This is a genomic window from Pseudomonas sp. SCB32 (assembly GCF_009189165.1).
Lineage (GTDB): Bacteria > Pseudomonadota > Gammaproteobacteria > Pseudomonadales > Pseudomonadaceae > Pseudomonas.
This window is the reverse complement of record NZ_CP045118.1, coordinates 1,316,812-1,329,867: the sequence shown is the minus strand read 5'-3', so window position 1 is coordinate 1,329,867 and position 13,056 is coordinate 1,316,812. Positions and strand designations below refer to the sequence as shown.

The window sequence follows — 13,056 nt, the reverse complement described above, 5'->3', positions numbered from 1 at the left end:
TGTGCCGGGCTTTTTCTTGGGCGCCCCAGACACGGCGTATCGACTGTAGGAGCGCGCCATGCGCGCGATCGCAGGCATGGCCCACTCCTACAGGGTATTTCCGTGCCCGGATCAGCCCTCACCCTCTCCCAGAGGGTGAGGGCTGGGGTGAGGGAGAAGCCCAGACACAGTTCTCCCCGCGAGAAGCCAGTCGCTCCCGCTCATTCGTGCTGCGAATGGCTAACCCTGCACGCCCTTGAGGGCGCCTCGGGCTAACCTTGTCGACCAGCGATTTCGCTCTCTGACAAAGGTGCAGCCATGAGCAACGACCTCTTCTCCCTGGCCGGCAAGACCGTGCTGATCACCGGCGCTTCCAGCGGCATCGGCGCCCACCTGGCGCGCGTCGCCGCCAGCGCCGGGGCGCGGGTGGTGCTGGCCGCACGACGCACCGAGCGCCTGTCGCAACTGGCTGAAGCCATCCGTGCCGACAGCGGCGAAGCCCACGCCGTGGCGCTGGATGTGACCGACCGCGCCAGCGTCGAGGCCGCCTTCGACAGCGCCGAGGCACAGTTCGGCGTGGTCGAGGTAGTGCTGAACAACGCCGGCATCGGCAACGGCCAGCGTGCACTGGAGATCACAGAAGACGACTGGCGCAGCATGCTCTCCACCAACCTCGACGGTGTCTGGCGCGTGGCCCAGTGCGCGGCGCAGCGCCTGGCCAAGGCGAAGCGCGGCGGCAGCATCGTCAACATCGCCTCGATCCTCGGCCTGCGGGTGGGCGGGGGCTACAGCCATTACTGCGCGGCCAAGGCCGGCGTGGTGCAGCTGAGCAAGTCCCTCGCGCTGGAACTGGCGCGCTACCAGGTACGCGTCAACGCCATCGCCCCGGGCTACTTCAAGACGGAAATGAACGACGCTTATTTCGACAGCGAGAAGGGCCAGGCCTATATCCGCGATACCGTGCCCATGCGCCGCCTGGGTCAGCTGAGGGAGCTGGAAGGCCCCTTCCTGCTGCTGGCCAGCGACGCCGGTGCCTTCATGACCGGCGCCGTGCTGGCGGTGGATGGCGGGCACCTGGTGAGCAGCCTGTAACGCTCGACCTCGCAGCGAAACCCGCAAGGTTTCGCTGCGCTCCGCTTGCAAGGCGCCAGCGGCAACGTCGCCCGTCAGGGCGCCAGGGCCGCCTCCCGGGACCGTCGCCAGTTGGCGAAGACCAGCAGCACGGCGGGGATGAACAGCAGGTCGAAAAGCACCGCGATGAGAATGGTCATCGAGGCCATCAGCCCCATCCAGGAATTGATCTGGAACCCTGAGAAAGTCAGGCAGGCAAACCCCGAGGACAGCGCCAGGGTCATCGCGATCATACCCGGCCCCACCGTGCGGAACGCGCCGCGTACCGCGTCTTCCGGCGACAGTTTTTCCTGGCGGCGCAGGCGCGCATAGGTCGAGAGCATGTGAATGGTGTCATCGACGATGACGCCGAAGGTGACCGATGCCACCGTCGCCACAGCCATCCCGACCTCACCGTTGACCAGCGCCCAGGCCCCCAGCGTGGCCAGGGACGGCACGGTATTGGCGATGGTGCCGATCAGGCTCAAGCCAACGGAACGGAAGGCGATCACGAAGATCACCCAGACCACCAGGATGCCGCTGAAGATGCCGACGTACATTTCCTCGATATTGCGGTTGCCGATATGGGCGAACAGCAGCGAGGTACCGGTGGCGCGGGCCGAGTCGGCGATCAGCGGAGTGTTCGCGCGCGCCCACTGCTCGGCGCGCACCTGCAGGTCGGCCATCGACGCCGTGGAGACATCCCCCAGGCTGACACTCAGCCGGCTGTAGCGCTTGTCGGCGGTGAGCTGGTTCTTGAGGTCAGTCCCGAAGGGCAACGACATCTCATACAGCGCCAGGAACTGCGCCGTGACGTCGCGCGCCGCGGGCAGCCGGTACTCATCCTGGCCGCCGCCATTCATGGCACGGTTGATGGTTTTCATGATGTCGGGCAGGCCATGCACATGGGTCACTCCCGGCTGCTGGCGCAACCAGTCGGCGAAACGGTCCACCTCGGCCAGGTATTCGGGTTGCACGATCCCGTCGTCCTCGCCGGAGTCCAGAGAGAACTCCAGGGTGTAGAAGCCGCCCAGGTCGTGGTTCAGACGGTCGGTTGCCTGACGGAAGGCGAAGCTGCCATCGAAGTAGCGCACGTAGCGGTCATCGAGCGTGTTGGAGAACGCCAGTGACGACAACACCACGGCCACCAGCCCCACCCCGGCCAATACCTTGCCCGGTCGCTTCATCACCATCTCGGCCACTCGCAGGCTGAGCATTTCCGCCGGCATCGCGCGGGACGGCCCTTTCCACGGCAGGATGCACAACAGCGCGGGCAGGAAGGTCATGGTCAGGAACCAGGCCAGCACCGAACCCAGCGCCACGATCACGCCCAGATGGGCGAACGGCGGCACCGCGCTGAAGACCATGGAGAGGAAGCCGATGGCCGTGGTGATGGTGGTCAGCGTCACCGGCCAGCCGCATTCGATCAGGATTTCGCGGACCGCGTCGCGGCGGCTCAGCCCCTCGCGGCGCAGCCGCATCATCCCGGAACACAGGTGAATGCAGTCGCAGCAGGCGATGGTCAGGATGATGTTCGGCGCCGCTACGCTCGGCGAGGACAGCGGAATACCCATCAGCGCCGACGTCCCGAGTGCGCTCAGGGTGCCGAGGATCACCACGCAGAAAGTCGCCAGCGCGCCGGCGAACGAGCGGATGGCAACGACGATGATGCCCAGCAGCACGACCACCATGATCGGCAGCAGCACGGCGCTGTCATAGGTGCTGGCCACGACGAAGGCGTCGTCCAGCGCCACGGAGCCGGACAGTCCGACTTCCAGGTCAGGATGCTTGAGGGCGAAGGCATCGTTGATTTTCTGGCCGGCCGCCATGGCTGCCAGGGTCTGGTCGGAGACTTTCACCGGGTCGAACAGGAAGCTCACCGCCACCATGGCGGTGCGGCCATCGCGGGACAACAGCCGGTCGATCAGCAATGGCTCCAGCGCAGCCTCCTGCTTGAGGCGCCGGGCATCGGTGTCGCTGAGCACATCGCCGGAACGGGCAAGCTGGTCGATGTTGATGTCATCCCCGACCGCCTGCGCACGCTGAAAGTTGGTGGGCGAATCGACCCGCTTGGCCTCGGGCAGGGTCCAGGCGGCATCGGTCAGTTCGTTGAGAGCCTTCAGGCGCTCCGGCGTGAACAGGTCACCGTCGCGCGCTGTCACCACGAACAGCAGGGTATCGTCGCGGCCGTAGGTGGCATCGAACTGATCGAGGGCGATCAGGTCCGGGTTGTCTTCACCGAAGAAGACCCGGTTATCGCTGCGGAAGGTCAGATGGCTCAGGCCCGAGGCCAGCGCCAGCATCACCAGCAGCGCCAGCAGCACCGTTCGCCAGGGCTTGCCGGTAACCCAGTCGGCGTATGCGTGCATCATCGCTTCGCGCCTGTTTTGCGGGCCGTGCTCGTGGGCAACGGCAGCGCCTGGTTCGATCGTCATAGGTAAATCTCTCTTGTCAGCGGTACCAGCTCACGCCGACCGTCAACTGGACATCATTGGAAAGCCCCGTGAGTGCCGGATCGTCCTGGGTGCGTTGAGGCACCAGGAGCGAGGTGGTCACCACCGTGTCTTCGAAGACACGCTGCGAGGCATTGAGCTGGATGAGTTCGGACTTCCATTCGAAGTCATGGGTGAATTGCAGCTCGAACACCGTTCCCCGTGGATCGTTGCGCGCGTAACGCATACCGGCATAGAGGTCATGATCCATCGGAGTGGTCGGAGCCTTGTCGGAGCGGGTGTCGCCGTACAGTTCGAGATAGGTGGACAGATCACCGACCCCGCCTGCGAGCTTGCTGAAGGTGGTCTCGATCCCCACGCCACCGCCCCAGGACTTGTCGGAAGCGGCATCGCGGTGAACCACCTCGCTCTTGAGAACGCTGTCGCCCACCACGTACTGGGCCTCGAAGCCGGCCTGTTGCTCCTTCTCGTAGTAGGCATCGAAGCCTTCGAGCCCCTTGGGGCCGAGCAATGGCGTGAGCAGCGGCTCACGCGAGTGGCCGACGAAATAGGACGCTGCGACATCCAGGTTTTCTGTCGCCCGGTGCTGCACGCGGGCCGCGACCTCCGGCGACAGATTCCCGTCTTCGAACTTGCTGTGGCGCACGGGCGCAGGGAGCAACTGATTACGCTCGCCACCTTCGGCGTAGCGACGTTCGCGAGCGTAGGTGGTGCCATACAACGTCAATTGGGTATCGTCATTCAGCCGCACGGACGCCTTGGCGCCCGGTTGGCCCAGCTTGACCTTGCCGCGGAAGTCCTCGTCCTGGTCACGCTGGTTGATGATGTCCACCGGGTTGTACGCCTCCAGCGTTCCCCAGCTCTCGGCCAGCACGCCCGCCGACCACTCGACCTGCTCGGTGTTCCTGCCGATGGTGGCCTGACGGACATCACCGGAGTCGACACGGGCCGCCGTCGGTTTGTGCCGGGCATGCAGCTCCACGTCGTAGAGCAGGTCCTGTGCGGTCCTGCCCCCTGCGATCAGCCCGGCATGCAGGGCACCCTGCTGACGATCGCCACTCTGCCCCGGGTACTGCGGTGACTTCCGGTAGAAGCTCAATTCCGCCCCCACGACGCCGCGCACGTCAGCACGCGCGGCATCGTGGATGAGCAGGCAGAGCAGCGCGGAGCAGCCCAGCAGGTACGGCCGTTTCGAGGAATCGATCATCGCGACCAGGAGCTCAGACGGCTATCGGTCATGTCGGCGGCCTTCAAGCCAGTGCCGAAGCGGTAATCGCTCCAGACGATCTCCGACTCGGCACCATCGCGCAGGTTGGTCATGACGATACGCGAGGGGCGCCAGTGCTTGCCGTACTGCTTGTAGTCGAAGAACTCCAGCTTCTTGAGCTCACGACCGGTCTTGTCGGAATAGACGATGCGCACCGGTTGCCAGATGCGCGGATCGATGGTTTCGACCAGCTTCGAATATCCCGAGTACTCGTACTTGGGCAGGTTGGCCAGGGTGTAGCAAGTGGTCGCCGGTGTACCGCAGGGTTCTTCCTTGATGAATTCGTAGTCGTAGTTGCCCAGCTCCCAGGTGGAAATGTCCTCGTAGGAGAACTCGGAGCCGGCGAACGAGCCGGTCTTGTCCCGCGCAGCCAGGCGTTTCACGCGCTTGGTGGCGGGCAGGTAGATCCACTGGTCATCGGCAGCGGCGGTATTGGCGTAGGTCAGCGAGACGAAGCCAGCCAGGTCACGCGGTTGCGAGAACACCACGATGCGCTTGTCGCCGCCATCGCGGACTTCCAGCGTGCTCATGCGGAAGCCGCGCTCGGCGGTGGCACCGCCTGGGCGCTTGAGGGTCATGCGGCCGTCGACCACATAGTCGACGAAGCCGGCATCGTGGCTGTCCACGGTACGGGCGATTTCCAGGCCGCGGGCACGGTTGTCGGTAGCGGTATCGGCCTGGCATTGGAAAGTCAGGCAGCCGAGCAGAGCACCGGCCACCGCAAGGTGACGGAGAGTCATGGGAAGATTTCCTTTGAGTGAGGTTTCAGGTCAGGGTTGATGTGTCGTGCAGGCGACGATCAGTTCGAGGGTGCGCTGGATCATTGCCTCGTCGTGCTCGGCACTGATGAAGCAACGCAGCCGCGCCGCGTCGCGAGGAACCACCGGATGCATGACGGCATGAGCGATTACGCCGTTCTCGAAGAGTCGCGACATGAGTTTCAAGGCGCCGTCGTTGTCGATCATCAGCGGTACGATCGGTACGCCCGGCACCGCCGTGCGGCAATCCAGGCCGTTGGCGATGGCCAGTTCGCGGAAGCGTCGCGCGTTGTTCTGCAGCTTCGCGACGCGCTCCGGCTCCTCGCGCATCAGACGCAGGGCGGCGAGTGCCGCCGCCGCGTTGGCCGGGCTGATACCCGTGCTGTACAGCAACAGGCCCGGGCAGAAATGCCGGAGCAGATCGATCAGCTCGCGCCGGCCGACGAGGAAACCGCCACAGCTGGCGAAGCTCTTGGACAGGGTCCCCATCATCAGGTCGATGTCCGAGGTCGAGACGCCGAAGTACTCGCATACGCCACGGCCGGTGGCACCGACGGTGCCGCAGGAGTGCGCCTCGTCGACCATCAGCCAGGCGCCGTGGCGCTGCTTGAGCTCCACCACACGCGGCAGGTCGACCAGGTCGCCGTCCATGCTGTACGCACCTTCGACCACAATCAGCGTGCGGCGATGCTGCGAGCGGTGCTCGCGCAGCAGGCGCTCCAGAGCATCCATGTCGTTGTGCGGGAAGGCGATGCGACGGGCGCCGGACATGACCGCGCCCATCAGGCCGCTGTTGTGCATGTACTCGTCGTGCAGGATCAGGTCGCGGCGATCGAGCAGATAACCGATCACCGCCACGTTGGTGCTGTAGCCGCCAACGGACACCAGTGCATCCTCGAAGCCGGTAAAATCGGCCAGTTCGGCCTCCAGCTGCGCGTGCAGTTCGATCTCGCCGCCGACCATGCGGGCGGCACCGGCGTGGCAGCCGTAGCGATCCACGGCCTCGTGCACGGCCTGCCGCACCCGGGGATCATGGGACAGCCCGAGGTAGTTGTAGTTGGAGAAGGTGATGTAATCCTTCTCCTCGATGCGCAAGGTGCCGCCGACCTCCGCGCTGCGCGGGAGGAAGTAGGGATTGCGCAGGCCACTGCCCTCGCGGTAGAGCTGCTGCATGCTCTGCAGCAGCGCGTGCTCGGGATAGTCGCTCAGGGAGGGCGGCACCGGCTTGTAGGTGGCCGCAGGTGCCTGCTGGCAACCGATGCTCGAACGCACTTTGCCCAGCAGTTCCTCCAGTTTCTTTTTCGTTTGAGGCATGGTTCCTTATCTCGTTGTTAGAGTGCTGCCGAACCGTCGGCGCCCTCGTGAATCTGAATCAGCGCGCGCTCGGTGAGCTTGCCAATGGTGGAAGCGCCCAACAGTTCGATGACCGAATAGGTGACGCCCAGCTTCTGCTCCAGCTGCAGCTGGATATCCGTCGACATCAGCGAGTCCATGCCGAGGGAGTCGAAGGACTGGTCCGCGCGCAAACGCTCGGGAGTGGTCTTGAGGCCCGAGGCGACGACACCGGTGATCAGCTCCTGCAGGATCGCCATGGCCTCGCTGGCCTCCACGCCACGCAAGGCAGCGTGCAGCTGCTCGACCAGCGAGCCGTCCCGGCCGCTGGATGCTCGGCTGGCGGCGATCAGGTCGGCGAAGGTGGCGCAGGTGCCACCCACGCTTTCATAGGAGGCCCAACGGCCCCAGTCGGCAGCCGCGGAGATCGCCACCTGCTCCAGGCCGTGCACCAGTGCACGTCCCAGTCCGCGCAGCGCGGTTTGTACCGGCAGCGGCGGCAAGCCGATCTGGGTCAGGTGCTGGGCGATGCGGGCATCGCTTTCCAGCATGCCGACGCCGGCGATGGCGCCGAAATTCACCGCCAGGGCAACCTGCCCCTGGTGCCGACGCAGCTGCGCAAGGCCTTCGAGGTAGCCGTTGGCGGCGCAGTAGTTCGCCTGGCGGCTGTTGCCCACCAAGGCAGCGATGGAGGAGAACAGCACGAACTGCTCCAGCGGCGCGCCGCAATCCTGCGCGGCCTCGTGCAATGCCCAGGCGCCCAGGGTCTTGGGCTGCATGACGCGGGAGAGCTGATCGGGCTGCATCTGCATCAGCAGGCGATCTTCCAGCACGCCAGCGGCGTGATAGATACCCAGCAGCGGACGTCCGGGACGATGCAGCTCACGTACCAGGGCAGCGACCGCAGTGGTGTCGGCGACGTCCAGCGCGTGAGCACTGGCCTGGGCCCCGAGGGCGCGAAGCTCGTCGAGCAGCTCGACCGCACCGGGAGTGTCCAGGCCACGACGGCCGACCAGGGCGACATGCCCGGCACCATTGGCCGCCAGCCAGCGGGCAACCGCGCAGCCCAGTCCGCCGAAACCACCGGTGACCAGGTAGACACCGGCCGACCGGAAGAGCGGAAGATCCGAAGCCTCTGCGACGAACTCGCGCTCGTCGTCACGCACCCGCAATTCGACCCAGTCTCCGGCCAGCAGCGCCACCGGCAATTCGACGCCCTCCTCCGCCAGCAGCTCGGCAATCCTCAGCTGAGGCTCGGCAAGGCTCGGCGCCGGAGCGGCCAGCAGGTTCTGCAGGCTGGCCCGGTAGCCTTCGTCCTCGACCAGGTGCGACAGGTCGCTACTCAGTCGGACCAGCTGGCCGCACTGCGGCGGCACGCCGATGGGTGCGGTTCCCCGGTCGAGATCGACCAGTTGCCCGCCTTTCGCCAGCGGGAAGAACCCGGTGAGACGGCCCCATTGGGCCAGTGGACCGGCCATCATGTCGAACGAGCCGTCACGGTTGTCACGACGCCAGTCGGACAGGTCTGCGCTGACGCGTTCGACCACGACGCCATCGGCTTCCAGACGTCGGCTGAGGGCATCGCCCAGCGCACCGTCCACCACCATGGCTCGCGCCCCCTGCGCCATCACGGCGCGGCGAACGATTTCCAGCGCCTGGACTTCCACCGGCGCACACAGCGCGGACGCCCCGGCCCCGGAAACAGGCTCCAGCAGCGCAATGCTCTCATCGACGATCATCCGGCTGGCGATCCGGCGCGGCACCAGGCCGGCCACACGCATCCCCACAGGGAAGCGAGCCGCACGCGAACCGGCGCGAACGATGACGCCCACTACGCCGACGGGTTGGTCTTGCGCGCCATGCTGCAAGGCCAGACGCTCGACTTCCAGCTCGTAAGCATCCTCCGGCAACGACTGACGGGGCAGTACCCGCGCGGTGTAGCGACCAGCCTGCAAGGACAGTTCGACTCCGCTGGCAGCGGATACCGTCACTTTCGCCGGCGCCTGCAGCCAGCCACTTTGCACCAGCTTGGCCCCATACGGACGGCCGGCGCGCAGGGCGATTTCGTCGATCAGCCGCTCGGCGATCAGGACATCGAGCAGCGCTGCACGGTCGACAGAGGGCAAGGCTCCGTTGGCATCGGCCTGGACATCGACCAGGGTCTGCCGCAGCTGGGCGAATTCGTTACGGACCACGCGCATGAACCCGGCGATGGCCGCTTGCGCCGGAATCACCTGCTCGTCGTCAGAGACTGCATGGGCATTGCGCGTGACCATCAGCAGGGGGAGGTCCCGTGCCTGGGCGGACAGTGCCTGTACCGCCTGGAGCATCTCAGCGATGTCGTGCTCGCCGGTGAAATCGTCCGAGGCCGCGCAGCCGGCCAGCGAGAAACCGATGACCCGCTGGACTTCAGCCAAGCGCGGATAGCCCGCCAGCTCGCTCCAGCCGCATCGGTCACTGACCAGGCCGAGTGCCTCGACATCCGCCGCAACGCTATCGGCCAGCTCATCGTCACACTCGCCCAGTACCAGCACGCGGCCGGCCTGCCGGCCCTGGCCGATGGCTTCGGGCAATTGCGCCCAGGTGCGCTGGTAGTCGCCCGCCGGGAACTCGTCGTGCCGCGCGGCACCGCGCAGTGCACGGCACGACAAACCGTCGATGCGTGCCAGGAGTTGGCCCTGCGGATCGCTCAGTTCGAAGTCGCAGATGATCTGCGCCTCATCCTGGCTGACCACCTGCGCACGGCAGATGATCTCCTCGGGCAGGTTGCGATAGACCTCCAGGGCCGCGAGGGAAACGGGCAGGTAAGCGCCGTCCTCGTCACCCAGCAGGGTCAATGCAACCTGGAAGCAGCCATCGAGCAGGGACGGGTGCAGCACATAGTGTTCGGCACCCTCGCCCGCGTCCGCCGGTCGGCACAGTCGGGCCTCGGCCCGCTTGGCGATGCGATCGCGCTGCAGTGCCACGATGGACTGGAAGGCCGGACCATATTGCAGCGACAGCTCGCGCAGGCCGACATAAAGTTCGTGCGCCTCCAGCGTTTCCACAGCCATCCCCGCGGGAGCGGCGATTCGTGCGACAGGCACCTTGCCCGCACAGGGATACAGGGACGCTTCGGCATGCAACACCGCTGCCTGAGGCTCTTCATTGGTGCGGGAGGTCAGTCGAGCTCGCTGCGAGAGCGGATCGAGGCTGATGTCCAGACGCAGCGCACGGTCATGGTCCAGGACCAGCGCCTGATGAATCCGCACATCACGCAACTGCACACCTGCCTGTTCCGGCCAGAACCGGCGGGCTTCCTCGCACAAGGTTTCGAGATACCCGGCAGCGGGCATGATCGGGGCGCCGTCGACCACGTGGTCGAACAGGTAGTTCAGGCGCTGCAGATTGAGGTCGGCGCCACCGGCGGCAACGCTCAGCGGAGCCTGCTCGACGGCCAGTCGATCACGCTCCTGCGTGCGGCTCTCGCGCCATAGCAGCTGACGCTGCCAGGGGTAGCCGGGCATCTCGACCAGGCGACCTTGCGGAGTACGTGCGGCCCAGTCGACGGCACCACCCTGCGCATAGATGTCGCAGATGGCGAGACGCAGCGCGCGAGTTTCCGGGCGGTTCATCCACAGGGTCGACACGGTGCGGATCTCGGTGCCCTTGGCTGCGGCGATCTCCTCCAGGGAGCGGCGCAGCACCGGGTGCGGTCCCACCTCGACGAACAGCGTGTGGCCGTCGTCGATCATTGCCGAGATGGCATCGGCGAAATACACCGGGTTACGGACGTTGTCGCACCAGTATTCGGCGTCATAGAAACGCTCGCCGCCCGGAGCGCCGATCAGGCCGCCGGTTACCGTGGAATACAGGTCGATATGCGGGTGTACTGGCCGCAGCTGAGCCAGTGCATCGCGCAGGGCCGGCTTGAGCGGCTCCATCAGCGGGCTGTGGTACGGAACTTCGACATCCAGTGCGCGGGCGAACACGCCGCGCTCGGTAGCCGATTGACGGATGCACTCCAGGGCCTCGCGGTCGCCGGCCAGCGTCACGCTGCCGGGCGAGTTGATCGCAGCGAAGGATACGGCCTGCGCGTAGGGCGCCATGAGCTCGGCGGCATCCTCCATGGACAGGCCGAGGGCCAACATGCCGCCAGTACCGGCGGTGGTGGCCTGGATGCGGCTACGGTGGTAGCTGACCCGCAGCGCATCCTCCAGCGACAGCATGCCCGAAGCCCAGCCCGAGGCCACTTCGCCCACGGAATGGCCGATCACCGAGTCAGGCTCGATGCCTTCGGCCTTGAGCACGTCGGTCAGGCCGTACTGGATCATGAAGTTGGCCGGTTGGGCGAACTCGGTGCGCTTGATCTGCGACGCGCCTTCCTCACGCAGCATTTCCTGCAGGATCGAGAAGCCGGAGATATTCCGGAAGATCGCATCGGCCCGCTCCAGGGCCTGGCGGAACAGCGCATTCTCGCGCAGCAGTTCGCGACCCATCGCCCACCACTGCGGCCCCATGCCGGTGTAGACGAAGGCAATACGGCCATCACCCTTGAACGGGCGAATACCCTCGCTGCCCGCTTCCGGCGCCTCGCCGGCGGCGAAGCTGCGCAGGTGCGCGGCCAGCTCCTCTCGGCTCTCGCCCGACACGGCCAGGCGGTGGTCCAGGTGGGTACGACGCACACCGGCGGTGTACAGCACATCTTCCAGAGCCGTCGCCGGTTCGCTTTCGAGCAGTGTCGCCAACTGCCCGGCGCGCTCGCGCAGCGCCTTGCCGTCGCGGGCGGAGACGGGCAGTACCGCGACCGATGCCGCGGAAACGTTGTTCGCGTCCGGCCCGGCGGCCTGCGGTGCAGACCCGATGATCACGTGAGCGTTGGTGCCACCGTAGCCGAACGAGTTGATCGCGATGCGCCGTTGACGCTCCGTGCTCCCCAGCGGAATGACAGAGCGCGGCAGGGAAACCTGCGCGGGGATCTCGGGATTGACTTCCTCGAGCCCGGCCACAGGCGGAATGACGCCGTGGCGCAGCATCATCAGCGACTTGATCACGCTGGCCATGCCGGCGGCGGCCTCGAGGTGACCGATGTTCGCCTTGACCGAACCGACCACGCAGTGCCCGTCGCGCCCGTAGACCTGGGCGATGGCGCTGGTTTCGCGGGGATCGCCCACCGGAGTGCCGGTGCCATGGGCCTCGATGTAGTCGATGTCTTCGGCGGTGCAACCACTGGCGGCGAGTACGTCCTCCATGAGGGCACGCTGGGCCTCCGGATTGGGCACGGTGATGCCGCTGGTGCGGCCATCCTGGTTCACCCCGGCGCCCTCGATGATGGCGAGGATCTCATCGCCGTCACGCAAAGCCGCGGCGTAATCCTTGAGAATCACGATGCCACCGCCTTCACCGCGGCCGTAGCCATCGGCGCGGGCGTCGAAGCTCTTGGAGCGGCCGTCGCGAGCCAGGAAGCGGCCCTTGGACATGGCGATGCTGTACTCCGGCCGCAGCATGAAGTTGGCACCGCCGATCAGCGCCATTTCGCACTGCCCCGCGCTGATCGCGGTCACGCCCTGGGCCAGCGCCACCAGCGACGACGAACAGGCGGTGTCGATGGAGAGGCTCGGGCCACAGAAGTCGAAGGCGTAGGAAATGCGGTTGGACAGCATGGTCAGGGTCGCGCCCGCCGCACTGTGGGAACCGATCGAGTCACGCGCACTGGAACCGAACTGGTTGAGCAGGTGATCGACCGTGAAGCCACCGACGAAGACACCGGTACGCGAGCCGGCCAGTGCCTCGACGTCCAGGCCGGCGTTTTCCATGGCTTCCCAGGAAAGCTCGAGCAGCAGGCGCTGCTGCGGGTCGAGGAACTCGACCTCACGAGGGGAAAGGCGGAAGAAGTCAGCGTCGAAGGTGCGGAAGTCGTAGTCTTCCAGGAAGTGACCGCGGGCGACGTAGGCCTTGCCGGCGACATCGCGGGTGTTGGTGAATTTTTCCGCGGCCCAGCGGCCCTCGGGAACCGGGCCTACGCAGGTACGACCTGCCAGAAGCTGTTCGAAGAAGAACTCGGGGGAATGGGACTTGCCAGGGAAACGGCAGGCCGAGCCGATGACGGCGATCTTTCCATCCGGATTGCAAGAGTGGGATTGCCCAACCTGGTACATGTGAAACTCTCGTAACTATC

At 66.0% G+C, this 13,056-nt stretch carries 6 protein-coding genes; 1 reads left to right on the top strand and 5 read right to left on the bottom strand.

The window, feature by feature from the left end:
* Positions 1 to 297 precede the first annotated feature (297 nt).
* Positions 298 to 1,071: an SDR family NAD(P)-dependent oxidoreductase gene (locus GA645_RS06150; protein WP_152220910.1), complete on the top strand. Its 774-nt coding sequence runs from the start codon at positions 298 to 300 to the stop codon at positions 1,069 to 1,071.
* A gap of 74 nt (positions 1,072 to 1,145) precedes the next feature.
* Here GA645_RS06150 and GA645_RS06145 read toward each other — a convergent pair whose 3' ends face one another.
* From GA645_RS06145 to GA645_RS06125, 5 genes are all read right to left on the bottom strand, one after another.
* Positions 1,146 to 3,461, bottom strand: coding sequence for an RND family transporter (locus GA645_RS06145; RefSeq protein WP_178119495.1), 2,316 nt, complete (start codon positions 3,459 to 3,461; stop codon positions 1,146 to 1,148).
* Between the two features lie 79 nt (positions 3,462 to 3,540).
* The gene (locus GA645_RS06140; RefSeq protein ID WP_152220906.1) at positions 3,541 to 4,749 is read right to left on the bottom strand and encodes a hypothetical protein; all 1,209 of its coding nucleotides are present in this window, start codon (positions 4,747 to 4,749) and stop codon (positions 3,541 to 3,543) included.
* On the bottom strand, positions 4,746 to 5,549 hold the full coding sequence (locus GA645_RS06135) for an outer membrane lipoprotein-sorting protein (RefSeq protein WP_152220905.1): 804 nt from the start codon (positions 5,547 to 5,549) through the stop codon (positions 4,746 to 4,748). Before GA645_RS06135 ends, GA645_RS06140 begins: the two co-directional genes overlap by 4 nt.
* 30 nt (positions 5,550 to 5,579) lie before the next feature.
* Complete coding sequence (locus tag GA645_RS06130; protein ID WP_152220904.1) at positions 5,580 to 6,881, bottom strand: aminotransferase class I/II-fold pyridoxal phosphate-dependent enzyme; 1,302 nt, start codon at positions 6,879 to 6,881, stop codon at positions 5,580 to 5,582.
* A gap of 17 nt (positions 6,882 to 6,898) precedes the next feature.
* On the bottom strand, positions 6,899 to 13,036 hold the full coding sequence (locus tag GA645_RS06125; protein WP_152220902.1) for a type I polyketide synthase: 6,138 nt from the start codon (positions 13,034 to 13,036) through the stop codon (positions 6,899 to 6,901).
* Positions 13,037 to 13,056 lie beyond the last annotated feature (20 nt).

Excerpts from the sequence above, each read along its gene's own strand:
- GA645_RS06140 (WP_152220906.1), bottom strand. The coding sequence starts at position 4,749 with ATGATCGATTCCTCGAAACGGCCGTACCTGCTGGGCTGCTCCGCGCTG.
- GA645_RS06130 (WP_152220904.1), bottom strand. The coding sequence starts at position 6,881 with ATGCCTCAAACGAAAAAGAAACTGGAGGAACTGCTGGGCAAAGTGCGT.
- GA645_RS06125 (WP_152220902.1), bottom strand. The coding sequence starts at position 13,036 with ATGTACCAGGTTGGGCAATCCCACTCTTGCAATCCGGATGGAAAGATC.
- GA645_RS06135 (WP_152220905.1), bottom strand. The coding sequence starts at position 5,549 with ATGACTCTCCGTCACCTTGCGGTGGCCGGTGCTCTGCTCGGCTGCCTG.
- GA645_RS06145 (WP_178119495.1), bottom strand. The coding sequence starts at position 3,461 with ATGATGCACGCATACGCCGACTGGGTTACCGGCAAGCCCTGGCGAACG.
- GA645_RS06150 (WP_152220910.1), top strand. The coding sequence starts at position 298 with ATGAGCAACGACCTCTTCTCCCTGGCCGGCAAGACCGTGCTGATCACC.